Below are 17,651 nucleotides of genomic sequence, written 5' to 3' on the forward strand. Positions count from 1 at the left end.
CTTTTCAAAACTTTTCCTTCATCTTTTTGTAACATTTTCATCATTCATCGATTTGACATCAGTTTGAGACAATATTATTACTAACTGTTATTTGTTAGCAAACGAGCAATAATGAAACAAAATTACAGACTTCAATCGCATTTATGACCAAAATCAAAATAGATCGGTTTTAACACTTATAAATGTAATGATAGTTGACCTCAAAGTGAGATCACGGCTAGATTGTCTGTTAGAAGTTTAAATTGGATGTAACTAAATTACGAGATGGATGCGATATGAATGAGAAATACAGCACGTTAAAAAGTAACGTAAGTATGCTAGGCCACCTGCTTGGTAATACCATTAAAACGGCACATGGTGACGAACTGTTAGATAAAGTCGAAACTATTCGTAAACTATCTAAATCAGCACATTCTGGTAGTGAAGAAGATCGTGCAAAACTTATCGATGAGCTACAGAACTTACCCGATGATCAATTACTTCCAGTTGCTCGCGCCTTTAGCCAATTCCTGAATCTCACGAATATTGCAGAGCAATACCATACTATCTCTCGTCAATGTGAAACCACATTATGCAGCCCTGATGCACTCGATGAGCTATTTAATAAGCTGACCGATAATGATGTCAATCAGCTTGATTCTATTGAAGCGGTTCGTGAACTTAATATTGATTTAGTGCTAACAGCACACCCAACAGAAATCGCTCGACGTACCATGATTCACAAATTGGTACAGATTAATAAATGTTTATCTCAATTAGAGCTTAGCGAGTTATCAACCTCTGAACGAGCACGTATTGAGCAGCGCCTTGAACAGCTTATTGCCCAAGCATGGCACTCAGATGTTATTCGTCAGCAACGCCCAACCCCAATTGATGAAGCTAAATGGGGCTATGCCGTTATTGAAAATTCACTATGGCAAGCTGTACCAGAATTTCTTCGCCTATTTGATGAAAAATTACAGCAACACCTTGGCGAAGCCCTTCCTCTTGACGCATCACCAGTCACCTTCTCTTCTTGGATGGGTGGAGACCGAGATGGTAACCCATTTGTTACCTCAAACGTGACACGTGAAGTGCTCTCTTTATCACGTTGGAAAGCGGCAGATCTTTACCTCAATGATATTCAAGAGTTGATCAACGAATTATCCATGACTCAGTGTAACGAGACAGTGCGTGAGCTTGCGGGCGAAGAGCATGAACCTTACCGCGCGATTCTAAAGCAACTACGTAATAAGCTAGTTCATACTCGTGACAATCTTGATGCGAAGATTCATGGTCAAAAACCCGCCTCCGATATTGTTATTGAAGATATTGCAGAGCTGTGGGATCCACTGTATGCGTGTTACCAATCACTGCATGAGTGTGGCATGGCTATTATTGCTGATGGCCTACTGCTTGATACATTACGTCGCGTTAAATGTTTTGGCGTACACTTAGTCCGTTTAGATATTCGTCAAGAAAGTACTCGTCATTCAGATGTGATATCAGAGCTTACTCGTTACCTTGGACTGGGTGATTACGACCAATGGAGCGAGCAAGATAAAATTGCTTTCCTTGTTCGTGAACTATCATCGAAACGTCCACTTCTTCCTCGTGACTGGGAACCATCGGCTGAGGTTAAAGAAGTCATTGAAACCTGTAAAACTATTGCAGAGCAATCCCGTGAAGCACTAGGCTCATACGTCATTTCAATGGCGCGTACGGCCTCTGATGTACTTGCCGTTCACTTACTACTGCAAGAAGCTGGCTGTCCATTTAGAATGGATGTCTGTCCATTATTTGAAACGCTTGATGACTTGAATAATGGTGCTGATGTTATTGAGCAACTACTGAATATTGACTGGTATCGTGGCTTTATTCAAAACCACCAAATGGTCATGATCGGCTACTCAGATTCAGCTAAAGATGCGGGTGTAATGTCGGCAGGTTGGGCGCAATATAGCGCAATGGAAAAACTGGTTGATGTTTGCGAACAAGCTGGGGTTGAAATCACCCTATTCCATGGTCGTGGCGGTAGTATTGGCCGTGGTGGTGCACCTGCACATGCTGCACTGTTATCTCAACCACCACGCAGCTTAAAAGGTGGCTTACGTGTAACCGAACAGGGCGAAATGATCCGCTTTAAGTTAGGTTTACCAGAAGTCGCTATCAATAGTTTAAGCCTTTACGCGAGTGCAACACTTGAAGCCAACCTACTTCCGCCTCCAGCACCTAAACAGGAATGGCGTGAACTGATGGATGTGTTATCTGAAGTCTCTTGTGAAGCTTATCGCAATGTTGTCCGTGTTGATCCTGAATTTGTTCCTTACTTCCGTGCGGCTACGCCTGAACTTGAGTTAGGTAAACTGCCTCTTGGTTCTCGTCCAGCGAAACGTAATCCGCAAGGTGGCGTAGAGAGCTTGCGTGCGATCCCATGGATTTTTGCATGGAGTCAAAACCGTCTATTGCTACCAGCATGGCTGGGTGCAGGCGAAGCAATTCAGTATTCAATCAACAAAGGTCACGCGAAATTGTTAGAAGATATGTGTCGAGAGTGGCCTTTCTTCTCTACACGTCTAGGTATGCTTGAAATGGTTTATGCCAAGACCAACACCGGTATTGCTAAATACTATGACGAGCGTCTAACAGATGAATCTCTATGGCCATTAGGTCAAAAGCTTCGTGATCAATTAGGTAAAGATATTAAGGCCGTTTTAACGGTTGAAAATAACGATCACTTAATGGAACAAGACCCTTGGGGCGCTGAATCAATTCGATTACGCAACATTTATGTTGAGCCTCTTAACATGCTACAAGCAGAGCTGTTATATCGAACTCGACAGCAGGAAGAGTTACCTTCAGCACTTGAAGAAGCCTTAATGGTTACTATTGCTGGTATTGCAACAGGCATGCGTAATACTGGCTAGCAGATTGCGATAATTAATAAGGGCCATTTGATGGCCCTTTTTTTTCCCGTTATTTATCGATATGTTAAGAAAAATCTTTTTTGTCTCAATATTGATACAGCATAAAGTTTCTTAACAGGGCTATGATAGTTGTAACTTCGATATGAGCGATGATGTATAAGATTATCCAAGCCTTAATGGTACGAGTGATTTTTCGCTATCGAAGTAAGGTCACAAGATAATAAATTTGCAAGCCCGTATATCAGATATTTCATCTTGAAGTATCGATATTAAGCAAATTAATGATATTGTATGCGGTCTCAACCGAACTATAAGATATTAAGATTATAAATAAAAAGCGCCATTACGAAGCGTATGTAATCTAGTTCAGTTGTTATTTTTATTTGACGTATTTAACGGATAGAAGAGATGTCACTACCACACGTAATTTTAACCGTGCTGAGCAACAGAGAAGCAACGGGTTATGATATAACTAAAGAGTTTTCTCATAGTATTGGCTATTTTTGGAAAGCGAGCCACCAGCAGGTGTATCGTGAACTGAATAAGATGGCTACTAACGATCAAGTAACATGTCGACTTGAGCCTCAAGAGGGTAAACCTGATCGTAAAGTCTATGCCATCACAGATGCCGGTCGCCAAGCACTATTTAATTGGTTTGAAGAGCCAGCACGTAATCCCACAACTCGCGATGAGTTCTCAGCAAAGCTGTTAGTTTGTGGTGTTCACAATTCAGAGCCAATGCAAAAGCAACTTGCTGCATTGATCGATGAATCTCAAACACTGATCGGCCATTACAAAGAGCTAGAAAAACTTCATTTCAGCGATTACAAATCAATGGACCGCCAGCAACGCTTAGATCGTTTAACACTTCGTCGTGGTTTACATAACCGCCAAGCTTGGATTGACTGGGCTGAAGAAGTGATTATTGAGCTAAAAGATATGGACAGTAACGGTAGCCCTGTTGCGCTATAGGTTATTATCTTTCTAATCAAATAATTAAACCGCAGTTTACTGCGGTTTTTTTTCGAAAAAAACATCGCAACGCTGCATTAAAAAATAAAAAGCCCGCTAATAAGCGGGCTTTAAAATTTTATCAAACCGTTACAGTAAACAGGCCAGACGATTTATATCTGATAATAATGCACCAGCAGTTACATCACGCCCCGCTCCAGGTCCTCGAATCACTAACGGATTATCACGGTACCAATGGCTTTCAATGGCAAAGATATTATCGCACGGAAGCAAATTAGCTAGCGCGTGCTCTTGTGGTAATGCTTCAACACCAACATAAGCGTTGCCATGGCGATCTAATCGAGCTACATAACGCAGAACTTTGTCTTCCTCACGCGCACTTTCTAATCGCTCGGCTAAAATCTCATCTAGCACTTGAGTTTGTTCAAAAAACTGCTCAACAGATAATGCTGCAAGTTCGCTTGGGACTAAGCTTTCAACTTTAACCTGTTCAGGCTCAATTTCTAGGCCTGATTCACGGGCTAATATCACGAGCTTACGCATCACATCACTGCCATCTAAATCATGGCGAGGATCAGGCTCAGTGAGTCCTTGTTGCCACGCTTGTTCTACTAACTCAGAAAATGACACGCTGCCATCATACTGTTGGAACAACCAAGACAAAGTGCCTGAGAAAATACCAGAAACAGCAATGATCTGATCGCCACTCTCTCGTAAATCACGAACAGTATGATTCACCGGAAGCCCAGCACCAACCGTCGCGTTATACAACCAATGACGGCTACTTTTCGCAAACGCATCAATCACCTCATGATAATCTTTACTGCTCGCAGAGCCCGCCACTTTATTGGCTGAAATTAAGTGCAAACCGTGTTCTGCTATTTCAGCATAACGCTTTGACAGCTCACTACTTGCTGTGACATCAAGCACAATCACATCGTCATAATCAGCATTCGCAAGATGAGAGAAAAGCGCACTCTCTTGATACTCTATGGCTTCTTGTTCGAATTGTGTCAGTGCTAGCGAAGGATCGATACCTGTAAAATTCATCCAACAACGACGACTATCGAGTACCCCTATTAAAGTAAAACTTAAACCATGACGTTTTTCTAACGCTGATTTCTCTCGGTCGAATAATTCAAGCCAACGAGTACCAATATTGCCTTTACCACAAAGTACTAGCCCTACTCGTTTTTGAGCTTGAAAGAGCGCTTGGTGAATATTACTGACCAAGCTTTCAGTTTCGACATGGCGCAATACAGCAACCAAACTTAATCCCGAATCCGCTTCTGTCATAAACTCAACCGGTAAGCCTTTTAGCTGCTGATAAAAACCATGACAGTGGATAGGGTTATTGATCACCCCAGCGCCCACAGCAGCAACCATTGAGAAGCCTTCTCGCAACCGTAATTCGGCAGGTGTTCCGCTATCTTGCAGTAAATTTAATACGTCATTCACCACCTCTCGAGTATAAGCCAGCATAATACGGCCTTTACTCTGCTCTAGGCTTTGCGCTAAAGGTGCTAATTGATGGCGCGACAATAAACGCTCAACGTCTTCACGTACATGTTGAACATCCATACCTCGTGGTACATCAACTTCAATCAAACACACATCATCAAGCGAAGAGACAATTTTTGCCCCTCGACCCGATGCCAGAACACGCTCTACTCGCGTAGAGCCTGATTCAGGTTGATGACTACAACGCAATGTTAAATCTATCGCACTTTGTGCCACAGGTTGTAATGTACGGCTATGCAAAACAGGGGCTGCAAGACGAGCAAGCTCATTGGCTTCATCTAATCGTAATAACGGTAATAGGCAGGCATCGCTAACTTTACGTGGATCAGCACTATAGACTCCAGCCACATCACTCCAAATCGTAACTCGAGAAACATCTGCTAATGCACCAATGATTGTCGCAGAATAATCTGAACCATTTCGACCAAGTAAGACAGTTTCCCCTTGCTCATTTTGAGCCATGAAGCCTGTGATCACTAAACGGTGATGGCTATGTTGTGCAAACTGCTGTTGTAATAATGGCTTCGACGATCGGCTATCGACTTCTGGCTGTGCGGCGTGTTCGGCGCGTAAAAATAACCGAGAATCCAAATCTGTGGCGGGTAAGTCACGCTGGCACAGTAATGCCGCTAATAATCGCGCAGACCATACTTCACCATACCCTTGAATGGTGCCTCGAAGTGCAGGGCTAATAGGGCTTTCACCATAGCGAGCAATCGTTGATAAATCATCATGTAGCAATTCAATCAAACGTTCTGCTGTCGGTGAATAAAGCAAAGACTCAATTAATTGTTGCTGATAGCTGCGGACAGATAACAAGGTCTCATGGGCTTGACGACCATCTTTTTCTAGTTGCGCTAACCATAATATAAGTTGGTTTGTTGTCTTTCCCGCGGCTGACACAACAATTAAATCTTCATTGTTTGAATACTCCGCCAGAATATCCGCTACTCGGCGATAGCACTCAGGATCAGCTAAGCTACTACCGCCAAATTTATGTAATTGGCGTAATGCTTTTGTCATTAGTGAGCCTCCGCCGCGAGTTTAAAGGCTTGATCAAGATCTTCTATTAAATCACGAGGGTCTTCAAGACCAACCGAAAGACGTAATAATGAGGTGGTGATCCCCGCTTCTGCCTGTGCTTCATCAGACATTGCACGGTGAGTCATACTTGATGGATGCGCAATTAAGCTTTCAGTGCCACCTAACGACTCAGCCAGTGAAAACAGCTTTAACTCTTTCACAAACACTTCAAGTTGGGTTTGATCACCCGCAAACTCAAAACTCATCATAGAGCCAAAACCTTTTTGCTGGCGCTTGGCAATCTCATGACCAGGATGTGATGGAAGGCTTGGATGATAAATAGTGCCCACCATCGCCTGTTGCTGAAGGTAACCTAATACCGCGACACCATTCTCTTCATGCATTCTCATACGCGGTGATAATGTACGTAGACCTCGCAGAGTTAGGTAAGCATCAAATGGTGCGCCAGTTGCACCAATGCAGTTCGCCCACCAAGCAATGGTTTCTGCCATTTCGGCATCTTTTGAAATCAGTACCCCACCAACCACATCCGAGTGACCATTGAGGTACTTAGTTGTTGAGTGAACAACAAAGTCTGCGCCTAATTCAATTGGCTGTTGTAGTAACGGCGATAAGAAAGTGTTATCTACAGCAACAAGACAACCCACGGCTTTTGCTTGCTGACACAGCGCCGCAATATCAATCACACGCACTAATGGGTTAGATGGCGTTTCAACCCAGATTAATTTTGGTTTTTTTGCTAAAGCGGCAGCCAGTGCTTCTTGATCAGATTGATCAACAAACTCAACCTTAAAGTCACCTTTATTGGCGCGAGTATTAAATAATCGGTGAGTACCGCCATAACAATCATGCGGCGCAACAATCAAATCATCAGGGCCTAATAATGCCGTTACTAATAAATTCATCGCAGCCGTACCACAACTGGTAACAACACCACCTGCACCGCCTTCCATCTCACTAAGCGCATCAGCTAACGTATTTCTAGTTGGATTACCTGAACGAGAATAATCATATTGCGGTACTTCGCCAAAAGCTGGAAAGCTATAGGTCGACGTTAAATAAATAGGAGGAACAACAGCGTTATATTGAGAGTCAACATCAATACCGGTTCTTACTGCAATTGTCGCCAGTCGCTTATCACTCATACAAACATTCCTTGTCGGGGCAGGATTTAAACCCAAGATAATAAATTTATAACAACTTTAACCACTACAAAACAAGACGTCAACACATCTGGACGTCTATATGTCTTTGCTTATGGCAGTAAATCCCGCTAAAATTCAGCCATAACAAAATAATGGTAACAACCTTACTGTAATTTTTCTGTTCAATACGGGACAAAACCGCGATGTTCACGTAATATCGCCGCCCTACAATCCCCCGTTGCTAACAGAAAGTGTCGATTCCTGTTACCACCATTATTAACCCAAATATCGCTGAGAAGGTAGAACATGGCAAAGTGGAATGGCGAATATATTAGCCCTTACGCGGAACACGGTAAGAAAAACGAACAAGTAAAAAAAATTACTGTTTCGATTCCATTGAAGGTGCTTAAGATTCTGACAGATGAACGTACTCGTCGTCAGGTGAATAACCTTCGCCACGCAACAAATAGCGAATTACTTTGTGAAGCCTTTCTTCATGCCTACACAGGTCAACCGCTTCCCACTGATGATGACATTCGTAAAGATCGTCCAGACGATTTACCTGCAGAAGCAAAAGCATTAATGGATGCGATGGGCATTAGCTACGAAGACATTAATGAATAATTATTGCAGTACTATGTATACTAAAAAACCAGCCTAATGGCTGGTTTTTATTTGTTTATCATCAATGCAATAGCGCGATTACACTTCCATATAACCCATAGGCATCTCAATACGCGCTACGCCTGAATCAATGGCCGCTTGTGCGACAGCTTTTGCGACACGTGGTAATAAACGCGGATCCATCGGTTTTGGAATAATATACTCTCGGCCAAATTCAAGGTGTGATGCACCCGAAGCCTCAAGCACACTTTGTGGTACTGGCTCTTTCGCTAACTCTCTAATTGCATGAACGGCAGCTAATTTCATTTCATCATTAATTTGACTTGCACGCACATCCAATGCTCCGCGGAAAATAAACGGAAAACACAGAACATTATTCACTTGGTTAGGGTAATCAGATCGCCCCGTTCCCATAATTAAATCATCTCGAACTTGATGAGCTAATTCTGGTTTTATTTCAGGATCAGGGTTAGAACAAGCAAATACAATAGGGTTTTCAGCCATTAGCGCTAGCGCTTCAGGTGGTAATAAATCAGGGCCTGATACACCAACGAAAATATCGGCTCCCGCAATCACATCTTCTAATGTGCGCTTATCTGTATTGTTAGCAAATAGCTGCTTATATTCATTTATATCATCACGGCGAGTATGAATAACGCCTTTACGATCGAGCATATAAATTTTTTCACGTTGCGCGCCACATTTTATCAATAGCTCCATACACGCAACAGCAGCAGCTCCCGCTCCCAAACAAACAATCACCGCTTCACTAATTTCTTTACCTTGTAGCTCTAAGGCATTGATCATACCTGCAGCTGTGACAATCGCCGTACCATGCTGATCATCGTGAAACACGGGAACATTACAACGTTCAATTAAGCGCTGTTCGATCTCAAAGCAATCTGGCGCTTTAATATCTTCTAAATTAATGCCACCAAAGGTATCGGCAATATTTGCAACAGTATCAACAAACTCATCTATAGTGCGATGTTTTACTTCAATATCAATTGAGTCAATACCAGCAAAACGCTTAAAAAGTAATGATTTACCTTCCATAACAGGCTTAGAGGCTAACGGACCTAAATTACCAAGACCCAAAATAGCGGTACCATTGGTGATCACCGCGACCATATTACCTTTCGCGGTATATTTATAAACGTTATCAGGATCTTGAGCGATTTCCCTAACGGGCTCAGCAACACCAGGGCTATACGCTAAAGCAAGGTCTTCAACCGTATTAGCAGGCTTTGTCAGTGCAACGGCTATTTTTCCAGGAGTAGGAAGGGAATGGTAATCTAGAGCTTGTTGACGAAAATCTTCGGTCATAGTGATATTTGAGCCTCAACGCTGACATTTATAATGGCAAATTACATCTATGTGTAATTCGTATTTGTTATTAAATCATATGCCATTAAGTATTAATTTCCCAGCTTATAGCCAACAAGTTTTATACATTTAACCAACAGTTATTCTTTACATATTTTATTGAAGCATAAAAAAAGGGATGCTTTCGCATCCCTTTTTTCTAAATTCATCTGGCAAGTAATTACTTGCTAGTAAGCGCACCGAAACGCTTGTTGAATTTGTCAACACGGCCGCCAGAACTAACTTGACGTTGCTTACCAGTGTAGAATGGGTGGCACTTGTCGCATACATCAAGGTTGATGTCTTTACCCATAGTAGAGTTAAATACGAAAGTGTTGCCACAAGAACAACGTGCGTTTACTGCTTTGTACTCAGGATGAATACCTTGTTTCATGGGATAACCTCAAAATAAAGGCCGTGTCGCTCTCCCGATCCAAAGCCGGGCACCACACGTCGTTAAAAAATAGCTTGTCACATTATGTGACAAATCAGGCGGCGTATAGTAATCAATCATCCGGCGGAGATCAATACAGATGCCGATTTTTCACGCGTAATTTCTTTGTACCACACCGCGTTCTTCACCTATCAGACTTAACAGCACTTATCGAGTTTCACTTGGTCTGGTATTATTCAACACAAGCTCAATGACAGCAGTAAATTATGATCCCGAATATCGCTCGAGTCGCTCTCCCTATTCCCCTAGATAAAACCTTTGATTATTTAATCAAACCCAACGACCTACCTATTGTCGGCGGGCGTGTGCAGGTTCCTTTCGGGCGTCAACGTTTAATAGGTATCGTTACCGCACTGACAAATAGCTCTGAGTTTCCAATCGAACAACTAAAAGCTATTCAAAAAGTCATTGATAAAGCCCCACTGTGGATGCCGCCATTATTTGATTTGCTCAAATGGGCTAGTCAGTATTATCAGTACCCACTTGGTGATACGCTGGCTAATGCAATGCCGGCATTATTGCGAAAAGGACGTGAAGCCTCACAAACCACCCTGAAATTTTGGGCATTAACAGAAGCGGGAAAATCACAACCGCTAAATGGCCTAACTCGCGCACCCAAACAAGCCCAAATACTGCGTCTACTGCAAAACGGAGCTATCAGTCATGATGCGCTATTGAGCGAAGAAGTAAGCTCTACGACCTTAAAAACGTTAGCGAATAAAGGCTGGATCATTGAGCAACAGCAACAACCCAAAAGCCAAAACTGGCAGAAACAGTTTTCTGTTACTGAAGAAAAACCACGTTTAAATGAAGAACAAGCGTTAGCAATTGCCACCGTGAATAGTAACCCTAAGTTTGGCTGTTATCTTTTAGAAGGGATAACGGGCTCAGGCAAAACAGAAGTATATCTTAACTTGCTAGAGCCGGTGCTTGCCGCAGGTAAACAAGCACTCATCTTAGTACCTGAGATTGGCTTAACCCCTCAGACGATTAACCGCTTTCGCCGTCGTTTTAATGTGCCTTTAGAAACGGTTCACTCAGGGCTAAACGACAGCGAGCGTATGGCTGCATGGCTTGCAGGTCGAGATAATCAAGCGGGGATCATCATCGGGACGCGATCTGCATTATTCACCCCCTTTGCAAACCTTGGCATCATCATTGTCGATGAAGAGCATGACGCGTCTTATAAACAACAAGATAGCTTACGTTATCATGCTCGCGATCTTGCAGTTATGCGCGCCAATAAAGAAAACATTCCGATTATTTTAGGCTCTGCAACACCAGCATTAGAAACCTTGCATAACGCTAAAACAGGCAAATACCATCATTTAACCTTAACTAAACGTGCGGGTAACGCTCAATTGGCGCGTCATGGTGTGATTGATGTTAAAGGTTTATATCTTGATGCTGGGTTATCTGCACCACTTATCGCTGAGATGCGTAAACACTTAAATGCGGGTAATCAGGTGATGTTATTTCTTAATCGCCGTGGTTTTTCACCTGCGATGATGTGCCATGAATGTGGTTGGATCGCCGAATGTCATCGTTGTGATGCTTATTACACCTTGCACCAGCAATCTGGAGAACTGCGTTGTCACCATTGTGCAACTCAGCGTCCCATCATGCCGCAATGTGAGCAATGTGGTTCGACTCAATTATTGCCCGTCGGTGTTGGTACTGAGCAATTAGAAAATCAACTCGCCACCCTATTTCCTGAATTTAAGACGGTGCGCATTGATCGCGATAGCACGCGTCGCAAGGGGGCTTTAGAAAACTATCTCGAAGCGATTAAAAACAATGAGTATCAAATTTTAATTGGTACCCAAATGCTGGCAAAAGGCCACCATTTCCCGAATGTCACTTTAGTCGCATTAATTGATGTTGATAGCGCACTGTTTAGTAACGACTTCCGCGCATCCGAGCGTTTAGCACAATTGTTTATTCAAGTTGCAGGACGTGCAGGGCGCGCGAGTAAACCGGGCGAAGTGTTATTGCAAACTCACCACCCAGAGCATCAACTATTACAATCATTGCTTCATAAAGGCTATGGCGTTTTCTCACAAACCGCCTTAATTGAACGCCAGCAAGCTATGTTACCGCCCTATACTCACCTTGTCTTAATAAGGGCGGAAGCTAATGACAGTGATACCGTTTGCCAACTATTACAGCAAATCCGTGGCATTTTTGAATCCAGCCCCGTTTATGATCAAGATTGCTGCGTATTAGGGCCCAACCCCGCTCCTCTTGCCCGTCGTGCTGGGCGTTATCGTTGGCAATTGATTTTACAAACCCCTAATCGCAAAGCCTTGCAACAAATACTCAGTATTGCCAAGCCTGCAATTCAATTACTGCCGCTGGCTAAAAAAGTACGTTGGTCGATTGATGTAGAGCCGCAAGATTTAACTTAAGACCAACAATGCGACAAAACTCACATAGTGAATGTAATTTATGCTATTTGAGGCATGTTTAATCCCGTGTATACGCTCTACAATATCAATAGTATTGACTAATATCAGTCATTTACTGCTTCGCTGGTTTCCGTCTCAGTCCTTTTGACTTCGAGCCACCAGCCGCATAATAAGAGAGATTTAGATAAAAGAGGAAAGCAATATGGCGACAATGAAGGATGTTGCCCAGCTAGCCGGAGTTTCGACTGCAACGGTTTCCCGTGCGCTAATGAACCCGGAAAAAGTATCGGCTTCAACTCGTAAAAAAGTTGAGCAGGCTGTCATGGAAGCTGGCTACTCACCTAACTCACTTGCCCGTAATTTACGTCGCAATGAGTCAAAAACGATCGTAACTATCGTCCCCGATATTTGTGATCCCTACTTCACAGAGATTATTCGTGGTATCGAAGAAGCCGCAATGGAGTACGGTTACCTTGTATTACTGGGCGACAGTGGTCAACAGAAAAAGCGTGAAAACTCATTTGTTAATTTAGTATTTACTAAACAAGCCGATGGTATGTTACTACTTGGTACAGACTTACCTTTTGATGTTAGTAAACCAGAACAGAAGAACCTACCACCTTTGGTGATGGCTTGTGAGTACGCACCTGAATTAGAGTTGCCGACTATCCATATTGATAATCTCACCGCGGCATTTGAAGCAGTTAATTATCTAACACAAATGGGTCATAAGCGTATTGCGCAAATTACAGGCCCCGACCAAGCGCCATTATCCCAGTTCCGAAATCAGGGCTACCAACAAGCACTACGTCGTGGTGGGATCACATTAAACCCAGCCTATACTGTGAAGGGCGATTTTAGCTTTGCTGCTGGTGCGCGCGCAGTTACCGCATTGTTGTCGTTACCAGAGCCACCAACCGCATTGTTCTGTCATTCTGATGTGATGGCGATTGGCGCAATGCAGCAGGCAAAACGTCTTGGGCTTCGCGTTCCTCAAGATATTTCGATTGTTGGCTTTGATGATATTCAATTTGCTGAATATTGTGATCCACCATTAACAACCGTTTCTCAACCACGCTATGAGATTGGTCGTCAAGCAATGCTGATGTTACTTGAGTTGCTTAAAGGCAAGGAAGTACAAGCAGGATCTCGCTTACTTGATGCGAAACTGGTGATCCGTGAAAGTGCAGCCCCACCATCTCGATAGTAATAAAAAGACTGTGAGCTTATGAAATAATCATAAGTTCACAGTTTTTGCAAACTATTGACCTTAACCCACACATTATTAGTGATAAAAACTAGTCAGTATCATTCCAAATTTGTAACATAGAACTCTTTCCTTCTCTCAACATATTTGTCTATCACCGTGGCTACTAAAGATTATGTAAAACGCGGACGCTCGCCGAAACCGGCAAATAAAAAAAGCAGTCCGAGTCGAAAAAAAGCCCCCGCTCCTAGTGGATTTCCAATCAAGTGGGCGGTCACCGCTATTGTTTTAGTATTTGGACTTATTACTGGTTTATTCTTCTTGTCTGGTACTGATGTTCCTGAAAAACCAGTTCCTAAAGATGAACTGCCAATTAGTGCAAAACCTCAACCCATTAATGAGGTTAAAAAAACCGCTAATAAAGAAGTTCTACCGCCAAAACCCGAAGAAAAATGGCGTTATATTCAAGAATTAGAAAATAAAAAAGTCATCGTGCCAGACGACTTGAAAAACCAACGTGTGCAGCCAGTGGAAAAAGAAACTGCAGCTAAAAAAACAGATACACCCAAACCGAAAGAGAACGCTCAAACTGATAAGCCTGTGGTTGCTGTAGACACAAAACCAAGTCCAGCAAAAACTCAACCCGAGGCGACATCAAATGTGCGCTTTGTATTGCAGTGTGGGGCTTACCGTAAGAAATCACAAGCCGATGAACGTAAAGCAAAAATTGCATTCCAAGGCATGAATAGCCAACTTAAAATTAGCAGTGATGCAAAAGGAACCTGGTACCGTGTCGTATTAGGTCCTTACTCACAAAAAAGCAGTGCTGAAAAAGATAAAGCTAAACTACAAAGTGCTGGTGTTTCACCGTGTGGTATTTGGCATTGGCAATAACTCTCCAAGGTTAGCCAAACAATCAGAAGGACGTACCACTGTACGTCCTTTTTTTATGTTAGATAAACGTAATAATAGCGACCAATTGACAGTTCATACTTGAAAAGCCTTTCTTTCATCCCCAGATCTTTTCACATTAACGATACCGGCTATGCCGGAGCAGAACCAGAGAGGTTAACCCCGTGACAACTATTGTATCTGTACGTCGAAACGGTAAAGTCGTCATTGCTGGTGACGGCCAAGTATCACTTGGTAACACAGTAATGAAAGGCAACGCACGTAAAGTTCGCCGTCTATATAACAATAAAGTACTGGCAGGTTTTGCTGGCGGTACCGCTGATGCATTCACTCTATTTGAGCGTTTTGAGCGTAAGCTTGAGATGCACCAAGGCCACCTTCTAAAATCGGCCGTAGAACTTGCCAAAGATTGGCGTACTGATCGCGCTCTGCGTAAGCTTGAAGCCTTGTTGGCCGTTGCCGATGAAACCGGCTCACTCATCATCACTGGTAATGGTGACGTTGTGCAACCAGAGCACGACTTAATTGCGATTGGCTCTGGCGGTAATTTCGCCCAAGCCGCAGCAACAGCATTGCTAGAAAATACCGATTTAGGTGCGCGAGAAATTGCAGAGAAAGCCCTGAATATTGCTGGTGATATTTGTGTGTTCACTAACCACAATCACACCATTGAAGAATTAGAAACTAAGTAAGGAAGTTGTAATGTCTGAAATGACTCCTCGCGAAATCGTTCATGAACTTAATCGCCATATTATCGGTCAAGACAAAGCAAAACGAGCAGTTGCAATTGCACTACGTAACCGCTGGCGTCGCATGCAACTTCCTGAAGAGTTGCGTGTTGAAGTAACGCCAAAAAACATTTTAATGATCGGCCCTACCGGTGTTGGTAAAACCGAGATTGCACGCCGCTTAGCGAAACTAGCTAACGCGCCTTTCATTAAAGTAGAAGCAACAAAGTTCACCGAAGTGGGTTATGTTGGTAAAGAAGTCGAAACGATCATTCGCGATCTGACTGATGTGGCTGTAAAAATGACACATCAACAAGCGACTGAGAAAGTCCGTTTCCGTGCTGAAGAATTAGCAGAAGAGCGCATTTTAGATGCCCTTCTACCACCAGCGCGTGATGCTTGGGGTCAAAATGAAGAAGCCCCTGCAGAATCTTCTACTCGTCAATCTTTCCGTAAGAAATTGCGTGAAGGTAAGCTAGACGATAAAGAAATTGAAATGGACATTGCAGCACCTCAAATGGGTGTAGAGATCATGGCGCCTCCTGGTATGGAAGAAATGACCAACCAGCTTCAGGGCATGTTCCAAAACCTTGCTGGCAATACCACTAAAAAGCGCAAGATGAAAATCAAAGACGCGCTAAAAGCAGCAACCGAAGAAGAAGCGGCGAAGTTAGTAAACCAAGAAGAGCTTAAAGAACAAGCCATTCATTCGGTTGAAAACAATGGTATCGTGTTCATCGATGAAATCGATAAAATTTGTAAGCGTGGCGAGTCTTCCGGTCCCGATGTTTCCCGTGAAGGTGTACAGCGCGACTTGCTACCATTAGTCGAAGGCAGCACAGTATCAACCAAACACGGTATGGTTAAAACGGACCACATCCTATTTGTTGCATCAGGTGCATTCCAAGTGGCTAAGCCATCAGATTTAATCCCTGAATTGCAAGGTCGTTTACCTATTCGCGTTGAACTTGAAGCGCTAACAAGTCACGACTTTAAACGTATTCTGACAGAGCCAAATGCATCGCTAACAGAGCAATACAAAGCATTAATGGCAACAGAATCAGTTGAAATCGAATTCACAGCTGACGGTATTGACAGCCTAGCGGATGCAGCATGGCAAGTGAATGAGCGTACAGAGAACATCGGTGCTCGTCGTCTTCACACCGTGATGGAGCGTCTAATGGAAGAAATTTCCTATGATGCAAGCGAAAAGTCTGGTGATAAATTCACGATTGATGCTGCATATGTTAGCGAGCGTCTTGGTGAATTCGTACAAGATGAAGATTTAAGCCGTTTTATCCTGTAATAACATTGCCTTTCAGAAAAACGGTGCCCTTGCGCACCGTTTTTTTTATTTTAACAACTATTAATGGGATAAATTTGCGCCAATCCAAATTTTCGCCATAATAGCTATCCCCTCATTATTTAAGTATCTAGATTATGAAATCATCTTCATCACTTGCTATTTGGTTAGATGCAGCAAGACCGAAAACCTTGCCACTAGCCATCGCATCAATTGTATGCGGTAGTGCGGTGGCAGGATGGCATGGAAGTTTTTCTGCTTTAATTGCAGCGCTCGCTTTATTAACCGCCCTTTTGCTGCAAATTCTTTCTAACCTTGCTAATGATTACGGTGACGCTGTCAAAGGCACCGATAATGATGATCGTTTAGGACCTCAACGTGCGATTCAATCAGGATTAGTAACCCCGAAAGCCATGCGCACCGCTATGTTCCTCAACATAATTATGACAGCAATCAGTGGCTTATCATTGATCTTTATTGCCTGTCATAACCCTCATGACATCATTGGTTTTATACTGCTCGGCGCGCTAGCTATTGTTGCATCGATTGCTTATACCGTCGGTAATAAGCCCTACGGTTACCGTGGCTTAGGTGATTTATCAGTATTAATCTTTTTTGGCTGGCTAGGCGTTGCAGGCACTTACTACCTACAAGCTGGCAGCATTGATTCAGTGATAATGTTACCGGCAACGGCCTGTGGTTTGCTTGCTGTGGGCGTTCTTAATATTAATAACCTCCGTGATATTGATAACGACCGAGCTTATGGTAAGCAAACGTTAGTTGTACGAATGGGACCGGAATGGGGCCGTAAATACCACCTCATCTTATTAGCAGCCAGTGTTGTATGTTTAACACTTTTTTCTCTATTCGAAACAAAATCGCTATTTGGTTGGCTATTTTTATTGAGTGTTCCACTACTCTTTAAACATGGTCGTGCTGTTTATCATTCTAAAAATGGTGAAGAGCTCCGCCCAATGATGGCAACCATGGTCAAATGCGCTTTACTGACTAATTTATTGTTTGCTCTCGGGATCATCTTGTCATAATTGATGATTGCGAATT

13 protein-coding genes are annotated in these 17,651 nt (G+C 43.0%); 9 read left to right on the top strand and 4 right to left on the bottom strand.

Annotated features, from left to right (window positions below; all coding sequences use genetic code 11):
- The first annotated feature begins 275 nt into the window (after positions 1-275).
- Positions 276-2,906 carry a phosphoenolpyruvate carboxylase gene (gene ppc, locus BTO08_RS12260; protein WP_105061113.1) on the top strand — a complete coding sequence of 877 codons (2,631 nt, stop codon included), beginning with the start codon at positions 276-278 and terminating at the stop codon, positions 2,904-2,906.
- Positions 2,907-3,314: 408 nt separating this feature from the next.
- A complete protein-coding gene (locus BTO08_RS12265; RefSeq protein WP_105061114.1) occupies positions 3,315-3,878 on the top strand; it encodes a PadR family transcriptional regulator in 564 nt (187 codons plus the stop codon).
- Between the two features lie 129 nt (positions 3,879-4,007).
- Here the strand turns inward: BTO08_RS12265 and BTO08_RS12270 are convergent, their stop codons facing one another.
- Both BTO08_RS12270 and BTO08_RS12275 read right to left on the bottom strand, forming a co-directional pair.
- Entirely contained in the window at positions 4,008-6,422 is a 2,415-nt protein-coding gene (locus BTO08_RS12270; protein ID WP_105061115.1) for a bifunctional aspartate kinase/homoserine dehydrogenase II, read from the bottom strand.
- Positions 6,422-7,588, bottom strand: a complete 1,167-nt coding sequence (locus BTO08_RS12275; protein ID WP_105061116.1) for an O-succinylhomoserine (thiol)-lyase — start codon at positions 7,586-7,588, stop codon at positions 6,422-6,424. Before BTO08_RS12275 ends, BTO08_RS12270 begins: the two co-directional genes overlap by 1 nt.
- A gap of 306 nt (positions 7,589-7,894) precedes the next feature.
- Here BTO08_RS12275 and metJ point away from each other — a divergent pair, with 306 nt between their 5' ends.
- Complete coding sequence (gene metJ, locus BTO08_RS12280; RefSeq protein WP_005371859.1) at positions 7,895-8,212, top strand: met regulon transcriptional regulator MetJ; 318 nt, start codon at positions 7,895-7,897, stop codon at positions 8,210-8,212.
- Between the two features lie 78 nt (positions 8,213-8,290).
- Here the strand turns inward: metJ and BTO08_RS12285 are convergent, their stop codons facing one another.
- Positions 8,291-9,538, bottom strand: a complete 1,248-nt coding sequence (locus BTO08_RS12285) for a malic enzyme-like NAD(P)-binding protein (protein ID WP_105061117.1) — start codon at positions 9,536-9,538, stop codon at positions 8,291-8,293.
- Positions 9,539-9,758: 220 nt separating this feature from the next.
- Positions 9,759-9,971: a 50S ribosomal protein L31 gene (gene rpmE, locus BTO08_RS12290; protein WP_105061118.1), complete on the bottom strand. Its 213-nt coding sequence runs from the start codon at positions 9,969-9,971 to the stop codon at positions 9,759-9,761.
- 266 nt (positions 9,972-10,237) lie between these two features.
- Here rpmE and priA point away from each other — a divergent pair, with 266 nt between their 5' ends.
- From priA to BTO08_RS12320, 6 genes are all read left to right on the top strand, one after another.
- Positions 10,238-12,439 (top strand): primosomal protein N', encoded by a 2,202-nt coding sequence (gene priA / locus BTO08_RS12295; protein ID WP_105061119.1) that lies wholly within the window; start codon positions 10,238-10,240, stop codon positions 12,437-12,439.
- Positions 12,440-12,623: 184 nt separating this feature from the next.
- Positions 12,624-13,646 carry a DNA-binding transcriptional regulator CytR gene (cytR, locus tag BTO08_RS12300; protein ID WP_289844205.1) on the top strand — a complete coding sequence of 341 codons (1,023 nt, stop codon included), beginning with the start codon at positions 12,624-12,626 and terminating at the stop codon, positions 13,644-13,646.
- 159 nt (positions 13,647-13,805) lie between these two features.
- Entirely contained in the window at positions 13,806-14,540 is a 735-nt protein-coding gene (locus BTO08_RS12305) for an SPOR domain-containing protein (protein WP_105061120.1), read from the top strand.
- A gap of 182 nt (positions 14,541-14,722) precedes the next feature.
- On the top strand, positions 14,723-15,250 hold the full coding sequence (gene hslV, locus BTO08_RS12310; RefSeq protein ID WP_005371875.1) for an ATP-dependent protease subunit HslV: 528 nt from the start codon (positions 14,723-14,725) through the stop codon (positions 15,248-15,250).
- 10 nt (positions 15,251-15,260) lie between these two features.
- Complete coding sequence (gene hslU, locus BTO08_RS12315) at positions 15,261-16,592, top strand: HslU--HslV peptidase ATPase subunit (protein ID WP_105061121.1); 1,332 nt, start codon at positions 15,261-15,263, stop codon at positions 16,590-16,592.
- Between the two features lie 134 nt (positions 16,593-16,726).
- Positions 16,727-17,635: a 1,4-dihydroxy-2-naphthoate polyprenyltransferase gene (locus BTO08_RS12320; protein ID WP_105061122.1), complete on the top strand. Its 909-nt coding sequence runs from the start codon at positions 16,727-16,729 to the stop codon at positions 17,633-17,635.
- Positions 17,636-17,651: the final 16 nt, after the last annotated feature.

The organism is Photobacterium angustum (assembly GCF_002954615.1).
GTDB classification, from domain to species: domain Bacteria; phylum Pseudomonadota; class Gammaproteobacteria; order Enterobacterales; family Vibrionaceae; genus Photobacterium; species Photobacterium angustum_A.

Coding starts and splice junctions, on each gene's coding strand:
- ppc (WP_105061113.1), top strand. CDS start 276: ATGAATGAGAAATACAGCACGTTAAAAAGTAACGTAAGTATGCTAGGC.
- BTO08_RS12265 (WP_105061114.1), top strand. CDS start 3,315: ATGTCACTACCACACGTAATTTTAACCGTGCTGAGCAACAGAGAAGCA.
- BTO08_RS12270 (WP_105061115.1), bottom strand. CDS start 6,422: ATGACAAAAGCATTACGCCAATTACATAAATTTGGCGGTAGTAGCTTA.
- BTO08_RS12275 (WP_105061116.1), bottom strand. CDS start 7,588: ATGAGTGATAAGCGACTGGCGACAATTGCAGTAAGAACCGGTATTGAT.
- metJ (WP_005371859.1), top strand. CDS start 7,895: ATGGCAAAGTGGAATGGCGAATATATTAGCCCTTACGCGGAACACGGT.
- BTO08_RS12285 (WP_105061117.1), bottom strand. CDS start 9,538: ATGACCGAAGATTTTCGTCAACAAGCTCTAGATTACCATTCCCTTCCT.
- rpmE (WP_105061118.1), bottom strand. CDS start 9,971: ATGAAACAAGGTATTCATCCTGAGTACAAAGCAGTAAACGCACGTTGT.
- priA (WP_105061119.1), top strand. CDS start 10,238: ATGATCCCGAATATCGCTCGAGTCGCTCTCCCTATTCCCCTAGATAAA.
- hslU (WP_105061121.1), top strand. CDS start 15,261: ATGTCTGAAATGACTCCTCGCGAAATCGTTCATGAACTTAATCGCCAT.
- BTO08_RS12320 (WP_105061122.1), top strand. CDS start 16,727: ATGAAATCATCTTCATCACTTGCTATTTGGTTAGATGCAGCAAGACCG.